The sequence below is a fragment of the Nonomuraea phyllanthi genome, assembly GCF_006334985.2.
GTDB lineage: Bacteria > Actinomycetota > Actinomycetes > Streptosporangiales > Streptosporangiaceae > Nonomuraea > Nonomuraea phyllanthi.
This window is the reverse complement of the sequence record NZ_VDLX02000009.1, coordinates 356,288-371,510: the sequence shown is the minus strand read 5'-3', so window position 1 is coordinate 371,510 and position 15,223 is coordinate 356,288. Positions and strand designations below refer to the sequence as shown.

Genomic DNA, 15,223 nt, shown 5'->3' with positions numbered 1-15,223 from the left:
AGGCCCCGTCGTAGTGCCGCCCGGTCCGACCGGCTTGGAGCATGACACGAAAAGTCCCGGCCATGAGGGCGGGCTCTTCGGAGTTCTTGCGGATGGACCGGGCACGAAGCGCATGTGTGTACTTCTGACATGCGCGACACGCTGACCGATTTCAACGCGCGGTCCCCGGCCGACGCGGAGAAGGCGCTGCTCTCCTGCTGCGCCTCGCGGGCCTTCGCCGCGAAGGTGGCGGCCCTGCGGCCGTACCGCGACCTGGTGGAGCTCTCCGCGGCGGCCGAGGCGGCCGTGCGGGACCTCGCGTGGGACGACGTGCTGGAGGCGCTGGAGGCGCACCCGAGGATCGGCGAGCGGGCCACCGGGGGCGGCAGGGCGGCGGCGTGGTCGCGGCAGGAGCAGTCCGGGGTGGACGACGACCTGCGGGAGCCGCTGGCCGAGGGCAACCGGGTGTACGAGGAGCGCTTCGGGCACGTCTACCTGGTCTGTGCCACCGGGCTGAGCGCCGAGGACATGCTGGAGCGGCTGCGCGCGCGGCTGCGCAACGACGCCGCGACCGAGCGCGAGGTCGTGCGGGACGAACTCGCCGGGATCACCCGGCTGCGGCTGGGCAAGCTCATGAAGGAGGGGACATGAGCTTCTCGACCCACGTGCTCGACGCGGTCACCGGCCTGCCCGCCCAGGGCCTGCGCGTACGCCTGGAGCACGAGGGACGGGTCGTGGCCGAGGGGCGCACCGACGGCGACGGGCGCATCGCGGGCTGGAGCCCGGGAGCCGGGGTGCACCGGGTCGTCTTCGACACCGGCTCCTACCTGGAGGACACGTTCTACCCGGAGGTGGTGGTCACCTTCACGATCACCGATCCGGAGCGGCATCACCACGTGCCGCTGCTGCTCAGCCCGTATGCCTACTCCACGTACCGAGGAAACTAGATGACCGTCAAGCTCGGCCCCAACCGCTACGGCAAGGCGGAGATCAGGCTCGTCCGGGTCGTCCGCGACGGGCCCGTGCACCACGTCAAGGACCTCAACGTCAGCACCTCGCTCTCCGGCGACATGGAGGCCGTGCACCTGACCGGCGACAACGCCGCCGTCCTGCCGACCGACAGCCAGAAGAACGCGGTGTACGCGCTGGCCGGCAAGCACGGCGTCGGCCAGATCGAGGACTTCGCGCTGCTGCTGGCCCGGCGCTTCGTCGAGTCGCAGCCCACGATCCACCACGCCAGGGTCGAGATCGACGAGTACGCGTGGCGGCGCGGCGGGCCGCACTCGTTCGTGCGCGACGGCGGCGAGGTGCGCACGTGCGTCGTCCACCACGACAGGGACGGCCGCTCCAGCGTGGTGTCGGGGCTGAAGGACCTGGTCCTGATGAACACGACCGGCTCGGAGTTCCACGGCTTCATCGTGGACGACTACACCACCCTCCAGCCGACCACCGACCGCGTCCTCGCCACCGCCGTGGTCGCGCACTGGCGGCACGCCGGTGACACGCCCGATCACGGCGCGTCGTACGAGCGGGTACGGGAGTGCCTGCTGGAGGCGTTCGCCGGCACCCACAGCCGCTCGCTCCAGCAGACCCTGTACGCCATGGGCGAGCGCGCCCTGACCGCCTGCCCGGAGATCTGCGAGATCCGGCTCGCGATGCCCAACAAGCACCACTTCGCCGTCGACCTGTCCCCGTTCGGCCTGCCCAACGAGAACGAGGTCTTCCACGCCGCCGACCGCCCGTACGGGCTGATCGAGGGCAGCGTGCTGCGCGAGGACGCACCCGACGCCGGATTCGCCTGGGAGTGAGCGGACATGGACTTCTTGCGGCCCACGACGTGGGACGAGGCGCTGGCCGCCAAGGCGGACCGGCCCGACGCGGTGCCCATCCAGGGCGGCACCGACGTCATGGTGGAGATCAACATGGACGTGCGCAGGCCGGCGGGCCTGCTCGACCTGGGGCGGGTGGCCGAGCTGCGGGAGTGGGCCATGGTGGACGGCATGTGCCGGGTCGGGGCGGCGGTGCCGTACGCGACCGTGATCGAGGAGCTGGGCGGGCCGCTGCCGGGGCTCGCGCAGGCGGCCCGCACGGTCGGCTCGCCCCAGATCCGCAACCGCGGCTCGGTCGGCGGCAACCTGGGCGCGGCCTCCCCCGCCGGTGACAGCCACCCGCCGCTGCTGGCGGCGGACGCCGTGGTCGAGGTGGCCTCGCGGGAGCGGGGCGTCAGGATGGTCCCGGCCACGGAGTTCTACCTGGGGGTCAAGCGCAACGCGCTGGAGCCGGACGAGCTGATCAGGGCCGTGCACGTCAGGCCCGCGACGGGCCCCCAGTACTTCTCCAAGGTCGGGACGCGCAACGCCATGGTGATCGCGGTGTGCTCGTTCGCGATCGCGCTCCATCCTGACCGGCGGCGGGTCGGCACGGGGATCGGCTCCGCCGCGCCCACCCCGCGCCGGGCGCTGGAGGCCGAGGAACTGCTGGCCGAGGAGCTCGACTGGACCTCGCCGCTCGACCCGGCGCTGGTCAGGCGGTTCGGGGAGCTGTGCGCGGCCGCCGCCGCGCCGATCGACGACGTGCGCGGCACCGCCGCCTACCGGGTGCACGCCGTCGGCGTGATGGCGCGCCGGACGCTGACCTGGGCCTGGAACGACCATCTCGGAAGGAGGGCGGCCTGATGCGTGTCACGTTCACCGTGAACGGCCGCGAGGAGAGCGCCGACCACGTCTGGGAGGGCGAGAGCCTCCTGTACGTGCTGCGCGAGCGGATGGGGCTGCCCGGCTCCAAGAACGCCTGCGAGCAGGGCGAGTGCGGCTCCTGCACGGTCTACCTGGACGGCGTGCCGGTCTGCTCGTGCCTGGTCGCCGCCGGGCAGGCGGAGGGGCGCCAGGTGCGCACGATCGAGGGGCTGGCCGACGGCGACCGGCTGGATCCGGTGCAGGAGGCGTTCGCGGAGTGCGGGGCCGTGCAGTGCGGGTTCTGCACGCCGGGGCTGGTGGTCCAGGCGCACGACCTGATCGAGCGGGTGGGGCGGCCGTCCGACGCGGAGATCAGGGAGGCGCTGGCGGGCAACCTGTGCCGGTGCACGGGCTACGAGAAGATCATCGAGGCGGTACGGCTGGCGGCCTCGCGAAAGGCGGCCACCCCGTGAGCCGCCCAGAGAGCCGCGCAGAGAGCCGCCTAGAGAGCCGCGCAGGAGGCCACCCCGTGAGCCTGCTCATCGAGAACGTGTACGTCGCCCCGGTCGCGGGCCCCGAGATCCAATCCGGATATATCCGGATTGAGGGGGACCGGATCGCCGATCTGGGCCCCGGCCCCGCGCCGGACACGGGACCGGACGTCACGAGGATCGACGGCACCGGCTGCCTGGCCACCCCCGGCCTGGTCAACACCCACCACCACCTGTACCAGTGGGCCTCGCAGGGGCTGGCCCAGGACGCCACCCTGTTCGAGTGGCTGGTGGCCCTCTACCAGGTCTGGGCCGCCATGGACGCCGAGGTGGTCAAGGGCGCGGCCTCCGCCGGGCTGAGCTGGCTGGCCCTGTCGGGCTGCACGACCTCCAGCGACCACCACTACATCTTCCCCAAGGGCAGGGGCGACCTGTTCGCGGCCGAGATCGAGGCGGCGCGCGAGGTGGGCCTGCGCTTCCACCCGGCCCGCGGCTCCATGGACCGGGGCGAGTCGGACGGCGGGCTGCCGCCGGACGTCGTGGTCGAGGAGCTGGACGACATCCTGGCCGCCACGGAGCAGGCCGTGGACGCCTACCACGACCCGTCGTTCTCCTCGATGCTGCGGGTCGCGGTCGCGCCGTGCTCGCCGTTCTCGGCCGGCGGCCGGCTGATGACCGAGTCCGCCGCCCTGGCCAGGGCCAAGGGCGTGCGCCTGCACACGCACCTCGCCGAGACCCTGGACGAGGACGAGCACTGCCTCGCGCAGTTCGGGGTGCGTCCGGTGGACCACATGGAGAAGCTGGGCTGGCTGGGGCCGGACGTGTGGCTCGCGCACGCCGTGCACCTGAGCGACGCCGACATCGGCAAGCTCGCCGCCACCGGCACCGGCAGCGCGCACTGCCCCTCCTCGAACGGCCGGCTCGGCGCCGGGATCGCCCGCGTGTCGGAGATGCTGCGGCGCGGCGCGAACGTGGGGCTCGGCGTGGACGGCAGCGCCTCGTCCGAGCTGACGCCCCTGGTCGGGGAGATGCGCCAGGCGCTGCTCTTCCAGCGCGCCCGTTACGGCCCCGGCGCGCTCACGGCCAGGCAGGCGCTGGAGCTCGCCACGCTCGGCGGGGCCCGCAACCTCGGCCGCGAGAGCGAGCTGGGCTCGCTCGAACCCGGCAAGCTGGCCGACCTCGCCCTGTGGCGCGTCGGCGGCCCGTTCACCTCGGCGGTCGCCGACCCGGTCTGCGCGCTGGTCTTCGGCCCGCCTCCGCCGCTGGCGCGGGTGCTGGTGGGCGGGCGGACCGTGGTCGAGGACGGAGAGCTGAGGACGGTCTCCCAGGACGCGGCCGGGCGCGCCGGAGCCGAGGCCCACCGGCGGCTGATCCGGCTGGCGGAGGAGCGCGGAGTCACCGCCGCGAGACAGGTCCACGGCACCGGGCGGCCCGCGGTCCACGATGGCGGGACGACTAGGGTGGACATGTCCTGAAGTGATGAGGAAAGGGCGGTCCCGTGTCGGAGGAACTCCCGGACGAGCGGCTGGCGCGGCTCAAGAGCACCTTCGCGTCGATCGACACCGACGGCGACGGCTACATCAGCGAGGCCGAGCTGCGGCGGCACTTCCCGGACCTGCCCGCGGAGGCGCTGGGCGCGATGAGCCAGGCCGCCGACTCGGACCAGGACGGGCGGTACTCGCTGGAGGAGTTCATCCGCGCCGTGCCCTGAGATTCATCCCCGACCGCCTGCGCAACGGCCCAGCCGGAAATGTGATGATGAGTCACGCCTTCCTGCCCGCTCGCACCGGGCAGGAAGGCGTGTCAGAACATTGTTCACCATCGTGTAGGGGTTCGTAGTGGTTCAGCAGGTTCTTGTCGCCCCTGACAAGTTCAAGGGGTCCCTGACGGCGGCCGAGGTGAGCGCCCACGTGTCGGCCGGCCTGGGCGTTCCCACGGTGGAGCTGCCGGTGGCCGACGGCGGAGACGGCACCGTGGACGCGGCGGTGGCCGGCGGGTTCGGCCGGGTCACGATCGAGGTGACCGGGCCCACCGGGCAGCGGATCCCGGCCTCGTACGCGTGGCAGGAGTCGGGCGCTACGGCGGTGGTGGAGCTGTCGGAGGCGTCCGGGCTGCGCCGCCTGCCCGGCGGCCGGGAGCCGCTGACGGCCACCAGCTACGGCACCGGCGAGCTGATCGCGGACGCCGTGCGGCGGGGCGCCAAGCGGGTGGTCCTGGGGCTGGGCGGCAGCGCGTGCACCGACGGCGGCGCGGGACTGGCGCAGGCGCTCGGCGCCCGCCTGCTGGACGCCGACGGGAACGAGCTGGCGCGGGGCGGGGCCGCGCTGAAGGACCTCGACCGCATTGACTTGTCGGACTTCACGGATATTTCCGGCGTTGAGTTCGTGGTGGCGAGCGATGTGGACAATCCGCTCCTCGGTCCCCACGGTGCCGCCGCCGTCTACGGCCCCCAGAAGGGCGCCACCGCCGAGGACGTCAGGACGCTGGAGGCGGCGCTGGCCCGGCTGGCGGCCGTCGGGACCGCGACGCACGGGCTGATGGGGGCGCCGGAGCGCAGGAGCTCGCGACGAGAGAGCGAGGGACGAGCCAACGAGGAGCGAAGCGGGCGCGACCATGAGCACGAGCATGATGACACGCCCCGGGCCATGGGCGTGGCGGGCGCGCCGGGGGCCGGGGCCGCGGGTGGGGTCGGGTTCGCCGCGCTGGCGTTCCTGCACGCCGAGATCCGGCCCGGCATCGACTACCTGCTCGACCTGCTCGGCTTCGGCGACCTGGTCAAGGACGCGCGGCTGGTGATCACGGGCGAGGGGTCGCTGGACGAGCAGTCCCTGCGCGGCAAGGCGCCCATCGGCGTGGCGCAGGCCGCGGCCAGGGCCGGCGTGCCCGTGGTGGCCGTCTGCGGCCGCCGTACCCTGTCCGACGACGCGCTGCGGGCCGCCGGCATCGAGGCCGCCTACGCCCTGACGGACCTGGAGCCCGACCCCGAGCGCTGCATGGCGGAGGCCGGGCCGCTGCTCGAACGCCTCGCCGCCCGCCTGGCCGCGATCCACCTCCAGGGAGACCGGCAGGGAGACAGCGGGGGTAGCTGATGATCGACCTGGTGATCCGATCCCGCAGGACCGTCACGCCGGAGGGCGAGCGGGCGGCGGCGGTCGCCGTACGGGGTGAGAAGATCGCCGCCCTGTACGACTACGCCGCGCCGCTCGGCGCCGCCGAGGACGTCGACCTGCGCGACCTGGCGCTGCTGCCCGGCCTGGTCGACACGCACGTGCACGTCAACGAGCCGGGCCGGACGCACTGGGAGGGGTTCGACTCGGCGACCAGGGCGGCGGCGGCCGGAGGGGTCACCACGATCATCGACATGCCGCTCAACAGCGTCCCGCCCACCGTGGACGTGCCCGCCCTGGAGGCCAAGCTGGCGGCCGCGCGGGGCCGGTGCCACGTGGACGTCGGCTTCTGGGGCGGCGCCGTCCCGGGGAACGTCAAGGACCTGGGGCCGCTGCGCGAGCGCGGCGTCCACGGGTTCAAGTGCTTCATGTCGCCGTCGGGGGTGGACGAGTTCCCGCCGCTGAGCCTTCCGGAGCTGCGGGAGGCGCTGTCGGAGGTGGCCGCCGTCGGCGGGGTGATGGTGGTGCACGCGGAGGACCCGGCGCTGCTCTCGGAGCCGGGCGGGCCGACGTACCGGGAGTTCCTGGACTCCCGGCCCGGGGAGTCGGAGCGCAGCGCCGTCGCGGCGGTCGTGCGGCTGGCCGGGGAGACCGGCGCCCGCGTGCACGTCCTGCACGTCTCCAGCGCCGCCTGCCTGGACGTGCTGGAGCGGGCCCGGCAGGACGGCGTGGCGGTCACGGCGGAGACGTGCCCCCACTACCTGACGCTGGCGGCCGAGCAGGTGCCGGAGGGGGCGACGGCGTACAAGTGCTGCCCGCCCATCCGTTCCGGCGCCAATCGCGACCTGCTGTGGGACGGCCTGGGCAGGGGCGTGCTGACCTGCGTCGTGTCCGACCACTCCCCCTCGCCCGCCGATCTCAAGGTGCCGGACTTCGCCGCCGCCTGGGGTGGCATCGCCTCGCTCCAGCTCGGCCTGCCCGCCGTCTGGACGGAGGCGTCCACGAGGGGGTACGCGCTGGCCGACGTGGCCCGCTGGATGTCCGCCGGCCCCGCCTCGATGGCCGGGATCTCCGGCAAGGGCGCGATCGCGGCGGGCAAGGACGCCGACCTGGTGGCCTTCGATCCCGCGGCCGGCGCCGTCGTGGACGCCACGCGGCTGCACCACCGGCACCCGGTCACCCCGTACGACGGCCGGAGGCTCAAGGGCGCGGTGCTGACCACCTGGCTGCGCGGCCGGCCGGTGGACGGCGTGCCGCATGGACGTTTTCTGTGGGGAGAGCGGTAGATGCCAGACTTCATCACCCTGCCGGACCTCGCGCTGCGCAGCATGGGCGGGTCCGTCGTGGCGGCCAGCGACGAGTCGTTCGCCGAGAAGGAGAGCCTCATCCGGCCGGGGCGGCCGGGCTTCCAGGCGGAGACGTTCGGGAGCAAGGGCCAGGTCTACGACGGGTGGGAGACGCGCCGCCGCCGCTCCCCCGGCCACGACTGGGCCGTGGTCCGGCTCGGCGTGCCCGGCGTGATCCGCGGGGTGGTGGTCGACACGGCGTGGTTCAAGGGCAACTACCCGCCGCACGCCTCCGTCGAGGCGGCCGCCGTCGAGGGGCATCCCGCACCGGACGAGCTGGCGGCCGCCGAGTGGACGGAGATCGTGCCCCGGTCGGAGCTGAAGGGGGACGCCGAGCACCGGTTCGCGGTCACCGCGCCCGGCCGCTTCACCCACGTGCGGCTGAACATCTTTCCCGACGGCGGCGTGGCCCGCCTCCGGGTGCACGGGGAGGCCCGCCCCGACCTGTCGATGTGGGACGGGCTCGGACTCGACCTGGCCGCGCTGGCCAACGGCGGCCTGGTCACCGCCTGCTCCGACGAGTTCTACTCCGCGCCCAACAACGTCATCGCCCCCGGGCTCGCCCGCCACCAGGCCGAGGGCTGGGAGACCGCCCGCCGCCGTGACGGCGGCAACGACTGGCTGGTCATCCGCCTGGCCGGGCGCGGCGTGATCAGGCTGGCCGAGATCGACACCACGAACCTGCTGTTCAACGCGCCCGGCGCGGTCGCGCTGACGGGCCTGGACGGCGACCGAGAGGTGGAGCTGCTGCCCCGCACCCGGCTCCAGCCCGACACCCCGCACCGCTTCCGCCTCGGCCACCACGACCCGGTCACGCACGTGCGGGTGGACATCTACCCCGACGGCGGCCTGGCCCGCGTCCGCCTGCACGGCCACCTGGCGGCAGCCGGATCTTGGTAGTCTGGCGCTCACCCTCCGTGACGACCGGTCCGTGCGGACCGGGCGAGCGCCATGCCTAGACTGAAAGCCATCATGACCCCAACATCCCTGATCGGCGGGCACGTGCTCGTCTCCGGCGGCCTGGCGACGGGCGGCCTCACCTATATGGCCGAGATCGGCGCCGAGATGATCCAGGTGTTCGTCACCAACCCGCGCGGCTGGGCCCTGACCGAGGGCAAACCGGAGCAGGACGCCCGGCTCGCCGAGTCGGGCGTCGAGACGTACGTCCACGTGCCCTACCTCGCCAACTTCGGCTCGCCCAGCCCGGAGACGCTGGCCAACTCCATCGCGATCGTGCGCCACACCCTGCGGCGCGGCGCGGAGATCGGCGCCAAGGGCGTCGTGGTGCACACGGGCTCGGCGGTCACGCAGTCGCGCGACGACGCGCTGCGCCAGGTGCACGACAACCTGCTGCCGCTGCTGGAGGAGATCCCCGACGGCGGGCCCGACCTGCTGCTGGAGCCGATGGCGGGGCAGGGCGCCATGCTGTGCGCCACCGTCCAGGACCTCGAGCCCTACCTGGCGGCGCTCGAGTGGCACCCGCGGGCCTGCGTCTGCCTCGACACGTGCCACGCCTTCGCCGCCGGTCACGACCTCGCGGCCGAGGGCGGGGTGGAGGAGACGTTCGACGCCCTGCACGAGATCGCGCCCGGCCGGCTCAAGCTGATCCACGCCAACGACTCCAAGGACGTGTGCGGGGCCAAGAAGGACCGCCACGAGAACATCGGGGCCGGTCACATCGGCAGCCGGCCGTTCGCCGAGATGATGCGGCACCCGGCCGTGGCGGGGGTGCCGATCTGCATCGAGACGCCCGGCAAGGCGCCCAAGCACGCCGAGGACATCGCGCTGCTGAAGAAGCTCCGCGACGGCTGACCCGCCCGGCACCCGCGTGTCCCGCGATCCGTGACAGGGGCGCCTGCTCGCGCGATCCGGCCGCCCCCGAAGGCCGGATCGCGGGGCCGGCTGCGGGCCTCAGCAGGCGCCCCTTCACATGATCGGCATGGCGGGCCCCACCCCCCGGTTGAGGGCCCGGCAGCCGTGGTGACCAGCGCGGTCACCGGTGAAGCCGGCGCATCAGGCCTGTAATGAGCCCCCCGGCTCGTCCCCCCCGATGCGCCGTTGTGGCTTGTCCGATGCCGAAACACTACGGTCGCGATCTTTCGGGGGAAACCCCGTTGCGGGGCAGCTCGTTGAACGGTGGGTAGTCATCGCCATACGGAGAGTGGTGATACGACGAGCGGTCACTGTGCCGCGACGAGCGGTCGGCTGCCGGGCTCGCGCGACGCCGGGGCCGGCCCCTGCCGGCGCCCTTCATGACGCCCGTTGTACGGCGACCCCGTGTGACCAGGCACATCATCACCACGCCCGGGAGATCCGCCGGTGCCGGGCCCGCGCGCGGCCCTCCGGCCTTCACACCCGCCGGACTCGCCCCTCGTCCACGCCGTGGCGGGCGGTCAGGAGATCACGCCGCGGTGCTGGCGTACGAGCTGCTCGCGCACCTGCCGGCTGTGCCGCCTGCTGACCTGCAGCGTCTCGGTGCCGACGGTGAGCGTCACCCGCCCGCCCTCGAACCGCAGCTCGCTGACGTGCCGGCCGGAGACCAGCGTGCTGCGATGGATGCGGATGAACCCGGCGTCCGACCAGCGCCGCTCCAGCGCGGCCAGCGACATGCGGACGAGATAGCTGCCGTCGACGGTGTGCAGCCGCACGTAGTCGCCCTTGGCCTCGGCGAACCAGACGGCCTGCTGCGGCACGAACCGGGTGCGCCCGCCCAGCTCGACCGGGATCACCTCGTCCTGGCCCGGCTCGGGCGCGGGCAGCGAGGCGGCCTCCAGCCGGCGCACGGCCTCCGCCAGGCGCTCGGCCCTGACCGGCTTGAGCAGGTAGTCGACGGCCTCCAGCTCGAACGCCTGCACCGCGCACTCCTCGTGCGCCGTCACGAACACGAGCCGCGGCGGGCTGGGGAACCCGCCGACGAGCCTGGCCAGGTGGAGCCCGTCGAGCCCCGGCATGCGGATGTCGAGGAAGATCCCGTCGAGCCGCTCGCCGCCGCCGATCATCTGCACCATGTCCTGCAGCGCCGTGATGCCGTCGGCGGCGGTCGCGACGTGCTCGATCCGGTCGTCGTGGCGCAGCAGGTAGGCGAGCTCCTCCAGCGCGGGGACCTCGTCGTCGACCGCCAGGACTCTCAGCATGACGCTTACGCTGCCGTATGGAGGCAAGGTCCACAAGCGACACGCCAGCGTGGAGTAATGATTCGGCTACATTGCGCTTACCTTCGCTTTGGGAACGCGCAGGCGGACCTTCGTGCCGGCGCCCAGCGCGGTCTCCACGACGAGCCCGTAGCCGTCGCCGTAGATCTGGCGCATGCGCAGGTCCACGTTGGCCAGCCCGATGCCGCTGCCCTCGCGGGCCGGGTCCTCGTCCAGCATCCGCCGGGCGCACTCCGGGTCCATCCCGGCGCCGTCGTCCTCGACCGTGATGTGCGCCTCGGGGCCGGCGTCGCGCACCACGACCCGCACCTCGCCGCTGCCGCCCTGGCCGCGCATGCCGTGCTTGATGGCGTTCTCGACGAGCGGCTGCAGGCACAGGAACGGCACCGGCACGGGCAGCACCTCGGGCGCCACCTGCATGCTGAAGCGCAGCTTGTCGCCGAATCTGGCACGTTCCAGCAGCAGGTAGCGGTCGACGCAGGTCAGCTCGTCGGCCAGGGTCGTGAAGTCGTGCGCCCTGCGCAGGGCGTACCGGGAGAAGTCGGCGAAGTCGAGCAGGAGCTCGCGGGCGCGCTTGGGGTTGGTGCGGACGAACGAGGCGATCGTGGTGAGCGCGTTGTAGACGAAGTGCGGCGAGATCTGCGCCCGCAGCGCGCGCATCTCGGCCTCCAGCGCGCGCCGCCGCGAGGCGTCGAGGTCGGCCAGCTCCAGCTGGCCCGACACCCAGCGGGCGACCTCGCTGACGGTGCGCACGAGCGCGGCGCTGACCTCGTCGTCGAAGGCCGCGAGCGTGCCGACGACCGTGCCGTCCACGGTCAGCGGCACCACGACGGCTCCGTACGGCTCCCCCGCGAACACCTGCGCCCGGCCCGCGCCGAGCGCCGTGCGGGCGTAGGTGAGCACGTCGTCGCTGCACGGCCCCTCCCAGGCCAGCGCGGCCTCCGTCGAGGTGATCGCGACGGCCCGGGTGCCGAGCAGCACGCGCAGGTGCCGTACGGCTCCGCGCGCCGAGTCGCGGTTGAGCCCGCCGCGCAGGGCGGGCGCGGCCATCGCGGCGATGTGCAGCGCGGTGAACGTCGGCTCGTCCGCCCCGCGGCCCTCCGGCAGCGCGGGGCCGCGCCACCGGGCCCGGGCAAGCCCGTAGCCGGCCATGAAGGACCCGGCGAGGAGGGACAGGGAGGACAGCGCCACGCATGCGGTGGTCAGCATGCGGGCAACCGTAGCCAAAAACGCAGGGTGTCCGGGGGAAAACCCGGAGTGAAGTCTAAGGGGGCCCCTCGCCGGGTTCTTCCTGGTAGGAGTAGCGCTGCTCGCGCCAGGGGTCGGCGAGGTTGTGGTAACCGCGCTCCTCCCAGAAGCCGCGGCGATCTTCGAGAAGGTATTCGATGCCGCGCACCCATTTGACGCTCTTCCACGCGTACAGGTGGGGCACGACGAGCCGCACCGGGAACCCGCGCTCGGCGCTGAGCGGCTTCTCGTCGAACTCCAGGGCGAACAGCGTGTCTGCGGCGGTGAAGTCGGACAGGCGGACGTTGGCGCTGTAGCCGTACTCGGCCCAGATCATCACGTGGCGCACGCCGGGGTCGGGCGGGGCCGCCGCGATGATGGTGGCCGGGGCGACGCCGCGCCACTCGTTTCCCAGCACGGAGAACTTGGTGACGCAGTGGAAGTCGGCGATGCGGGTCGTGCGCGGCAGGCCCTCGAACTCGCTCCACGTGTAGCGGTGGTCCGCGCCCCCGGCGGTGGCGCCGAATACCCGGAAGTCCCAGCTCTCCGGCTTGAACCGGGGCACCCTGCCATAGTGGATCACGGGTTGGCCGCGCGGCACGTACTGGCCTGGAGGCAGGCGCGACTCCTCCACGATCACTCTCCTCACCGGGCTCGCCGTCTGGGGCCATCCTGCCATCGCGCCGCGGCCGCCTCGCGGGCGGGTGCGGCACGCATGCGACGGAGGTCACGTACTCATGAGTAACTTGAGTACGTGACCCCATGCGCCCGCCCTCGGCCCGGCGGCACGATGGCCGCATGACGAAGCCCATCCAGCCCACCCAGACCACCGCGTTCTACGTCCAGGCGATCCTGTCGTTCGCCGTCTCGCTGTCCTCCCTGGTGATCGCCCTGATCTACCTGCCCGTCGAGGGCTGGGTCAGGGCGTTCCTCGGGCTCGGACTGCTCTACGTCGTCACCTCGACCGTCACGCTGTGCAAGGTCGTACGCGACCGCCAGGAGCAGTCGGAGGTCACCAACCGCGTGGATCAGGCCCGGCTGGACAAGCTGCTGGCCGAGCACGACCCGTTCCAGGTCAACGGCTGACGGCTAGAGGGTGTACTCCTGGATCGAGTCGGCCAGCTGCACGCACAGCTCCTCGGCGTCGAGCCGCTTCTCGATCAGCTTCAGGTCCTCGATCTTCGCTCGCGTCTCCGCCCGCTTGGGGGCCAGCAGGGTGCAGCAGTCCTCGTCGGGCAGCTCGGAGATCTCCAGCGTGCCGATGCGCCGCGCCTCGGCCATGATCTCCGTCTTGTCCCAGCCCACGAGCGGGCGCAGGATCGGCATGTCGACCGCGTTGTCCTGGGCGGTGATGTTGGCCAGGGTCTGGGAGGAGACCTGGCCCAGCGCGTCGCCGGTGATCAGCGCGCCGGCGTGGATGCGGTGGGCGACCTCCTCGGCCGTCTTGAGCATGAGGCGCCGCTGCGCGATCACCGCCAGGCGGTCCTGGCCCGAGGTGCGGATCGACTGCTGCGCCTTGCCGAACGGCACGACCCACAGCCGCGACCTGCCCTGGAACCGGTCGAGCTTCCTGACCAGCGCGTACGCCTTGTAGATCGACTCCGAGGTGGTGAACGGGATGCCGGAGAAGTGCAGGAAGTCGACGTGCAGGCCGCGCCGCATCATCCGGTACGCCGCCACGGGCGAGTCGATGCCGCCCGACATGAGCACGAGGGCCCGGCCGCTGCTGCCGACCGGCAGACCGCCCTGGCCGGGGATGCCGCCGGTGAAGACGAACACCTCGTCCCTGTCAACCTCGATGAACACCGTCAGCTCGGGGTTGCTCAGGTCGACGGGCAGGCCGTACTCGTCGTTGATCGCGCCGCCCACGAGCCGGTCGAGCTCGTTGGAGCGCAGCGGGAAGCGCTTGTCGCGGCGGCGGGAGCGGACCGCGAAGCGGGCGCCCCGCTTGGCCTCCTCGCTCTCGCCCACCAGCTCCAGACCGGCCTTCAGCACGGTGTCGGGGTCTTTGGCGACCCGCCAGGCTCGGTGGATCCAGACGAGCCCCGGCACGTCGGCGACCCGCTGGGCCACGACGTCGGCCTGTTCGGCCGTGGCGCCCTGGGGCAGGAAGATCGCGATGACCCCGTGCCGCTTCCGCACGTCGACCTTGAGGTCGAGCGGCTGGAGAGCGTCGCGGATGTTGCTGATCAAACGTCGTTCGAACAGCTCGCGATTCTTGCCCTTGAGAACGATCTCGCCCAGCTTGAGCAGAACGCACGGCTCGCCCAGGGCGGACATCGTCATGGTGGAACCTCCGGGAAGACGGGGAAATGCGCGCGTTGATGGGAACGTCGCGCCCCATCGAGTTTAGTCCGCGTCCAGCCCGCGCTCGATCGCATATCGGACCAGCTCCACCCGGTTGTGCAGCTGGAGCTTGCCCAGCGTGTTCTGGACGTGGTTCTGGACCGTGCGGTGGGAGAGCACGAGCCGCTCGGCGATCTGCCTGTAGGTCAGGCCCTTGGCGACCAGCCTGAGCACCTCGGTCTCGCGCTCGGTGAGCCGCGGCCCCTCCGCGGGGGCGGGCCGCGCGGCCAGCCGGCGGTACTCGCCGAGCACCAGGCCGGCCAGTCCGGGGGTGAAGACGGCGTCGCCGGCGGCGGTACGGCGGACCGCATCGAGGAACTCCTCCCGGCCGGCCGATTTCACCAAATATCCTGACGCGCCTGCCTTGACGGCCTCCAGCACGTCGTCCTGCTCGGCGCTGGCCGACAGCACCAGCACGCCGGGTGGCTGCTCCAGGGCGGCCAGCCTGGCGGCCACCTCCGGGCCCGGCATGTCCGGTAATCGCAGATCGAGCACCACGACGTCCGGGCGCACCGCCGCGGCCACGCGTACGGCCTGGCGGCCCTCCCCCACGGCGGCCACGACCTCGTGACCGGCCTCCGCGAGATCCCTGGCCACGCCGTCGCGCCACATGGGGTGGTCGTCCACCACCATCACCCGCACCATGGCGCCACTCTAACCGCGCGCCCTCCCCCGCCCCGGCCCCGCCGGGGGATCACCCGGGGCTCCTTGCAGGTCAGCGTTGCAAGCGGCCTGCAAGCGCGCGGGCGTACCTTCTGATCCAGCGGGGTTACCGCTGAAACCCCCCTCAAGGGTACGGCTTGCGCCGCGTCGAGTAGGCGGCCCACCGCGCGTCGCAAGCCGTACCCAGGAGATAGCCAGACAGCGAAGGCGCGCCGGTCACCCGGCGCGCCTTCCGCT

At 72.7% G+C, this 15,223-nt stretch carries 17 protein-coding genes; 12 read left to right on the top strand and 5 right to left on the bottom strand.

Annotated elements, in window-relative coordinates:
- Positions 1 to 129 precede the first annotated feature (129 nt).
- The 11 genes from uraD to FH608_RS25505 all read left to right on the top strand — a co-directional run bounded on the left by uraD (position 130) and on the right by FH608_RS25505 (position 9,410).
- Positions 130 to 630: a 2-oxo-4-hydroxy-4-carboxy-5-ureidoimidazoline decarboxylase gene (gene uraD / locus FH608_RS25555; RefSeq protein ID WP_139633115.1), complete on the top strand. Its 501-nt coding sequence runs from the start codon at positions 130 to 132 to the stop codon at positions 628 to 630.
- A complete protein-coding gene (uraH, locus tag FH608_RS25550) occupies positions 627 to 926 on the top strand; it encodes a hydroxyisourate hydrolase (protein WP_139633114.1) in 300 nt (99 codons plus the stop codon). Before uraD ends, uraH begins: the two co-directional genes overlap by 4 nt.
- Positions 927 to 1,787 (top strand): factor-independent urate hydroxylase, encoded by an 861-nt coding sequence (gene pucL / locus FH608_RS25545; protein ID WP_139633113.1) that lies wholly within the window; start codon positions 927 to 929, stop codon positions 1,785 to 1,787.
- 6 nt (positions 1,788 to 1,793) lie between these two features.
- Positions 1,794 to 2,654 (top strand): FAD binding domain-containing protein, encoded by an 861-nt coding sequence (locus FH608_RS25540; RefSeq protein WP_139633112.1) that lies wholly within the window; start codon positions 1,794 to 1,796, stop codon positions 2,652 to 2,654.
- A complete protein-coding gene (locus FH608_RS25535) occupies positions 2,654 to 3,127 on the top strand; it encodes a (2Fe-2S)-binding protein (RefSeq protein ID WP_139633111.1) in 474 nt (157 codons plus the stop codon). The genes FH608_RS25540 and FH608_RS25535 overlap by 1 nt, the downstream gene beginning before the upstream one ends.
- A 56-nt stretch (positions 3,128 to 3,183) precedes the next feature.
- A complete protein-coding gene (locus FH608_RS25530; RefSeq protein ID WP_139633110.1) occupies positions 3,184 to 4,620 on the top strand; it encodes an 8-oxoguanine deaminase in 1,437 nt (478 codons plus the stop codon).
- 23 nt (positions 4,621 to 4,643) lie between these two features.
- Complete coding sequence (locus tag FH608_RS25525; RefSeq protein ID WP_139633109.1) at positions 4,644 to 4,856, top strand: EF-hand domain-containing protein; 213 nt, start codon at positions 4,644 to 4,646, stop codon at positions 4,854 to 4,856.
- 127 nt (positions 4,857 to 4,983) lie between these two features.
- Positions 4,984 to 6,234, top strand: coding sequence for a glycerate kinase (locus FH608_RS25520; protein WP_139633108.1), 1,251 nt, complete (start codon positions 4,984 to 4,986; stop codon positions 6,232 to 6,234).
- Positions 6,234 to 7,538: an allantoinase AllB gene (gene allB / locus FH608_RS25515; RefSeq protein ID WP_139633107.1), complete on the top strand. Its 1,305-nt coding sequence runs from the start codon at positions 6,234 to 6,236 to the stop codon at positions 7,536 to 7,538. Before FH608_RS25520 ends, allB begins: the two co-directional genes overlap by 1 nt.
- Complete coding sequence (gene alc / locus FH608_RS25510; RefSeq protein ID WP_139633106.1) at positions 7,539 to 8,498, top strand: allantoicase; 960 nt, start codon at positions 7,539 to 7,541, stop codon at positions 8,496 to 8,498.
- 72 nt (positions 8,499 to 8,570) lie between these two features.
- Positions 8,571 to 9,410, top strand: a complete 840-nt coding sequence (locus tag FH608_RS25505) for a deoxyribonuclease IV (RefSeq protein ID WP_139633105.1) — start codon at positions 8,571 to 8,573, stop codon at positions 9,408 to 9,410.
- Between the two features lie 581 nt (positions 9,411 to 9,991).
- Here FH608_RS25505 and FH608_RS25500 read toward each other — a convergent pair.
- The 3 genes from FH608_RS25500 to FH608_RS25490 form a co-directional block, all read right to left on the bottom strand.
- A complete protein-coding gene (locus FH608_RS25500; protein ID WP_139633104.1) occupies positions 9,992 to 10,732 on the bottom strand; it encodes a LytR/AlgR family response regulator transcription factor in 741 nt (246 codons plus the stop codon).
- Between the two features lie 66 nt (positions 10,733 to 10,798).
- A complete protein-coding gene (locus FH608_RS25495; protein ID WP_139633103.1) occupies positions 10,799 to 11,959 on the bottom strand; it encodes a sensor histidine kinase in 1,161 nt (386 codons plus the stop codon).
- A gap of 55 nt (positions 11,960 to 12,014) precedes the next feature.
- A complete protein-coding gene (locus FH608_RS25490) occupies positions 12,015 to 12,611 on the bottom strand; it encodes a molybdopterin-dependent oxidoreductase (RefSeq protein ID WP_226899877.1) in 597 nt (198 codons plus the stop codon).
- Positions 12,612 to 12,775: 164 nt separating this feature from the next.
- Between FH608_RS25490 and FH608_RS25485 the strand changes: the two genes are divergently transcribed.
- Entirely contained in the window at positions 12,776 to 13,063 is a 288-nt protein-coding gene (locus FH608_RS25485; protein ID WP_139633101.1) for a YiaA/YiaB family inner membrane protein, read from the top strand.
- A gap of 3 nt (positions 13,064 to 13,066) precedes the next feature.
- Here the strand turns inward: FH608_RS25485 and thiI are convergent, their stop codons facing one another.
- Both thiI and FH608_RS25475 read right to left on the bottom strand, forming a co-directional pair.
- Complete coding sequence (gene thiI / locus FH608_RS25480; protein ID WP_139633100.1) at positions 13,067 to 14,263, bottom strand: tRNA uracil 4-sulfurtransferase ThiI; 1,197 nt, start codon at positions 14,261 to 14,263, stop codon at positions 13,067 to 13,069.
- A 63-nt stretch (positions 14,264 to 14,326) separates the two neighbouring features.
- Complete coding sequence (locus FH608_RS25475) at positions 14,327 to 14,968, bottom strand: response regulator (protein WP_139633099.1); 642 nt, start codon at positions 14,966 to 14,968, stop codon at positions 14,327 to 14,329.
- Positions 14,969 to 15,223: the final 255 nt, after the last annotated feature.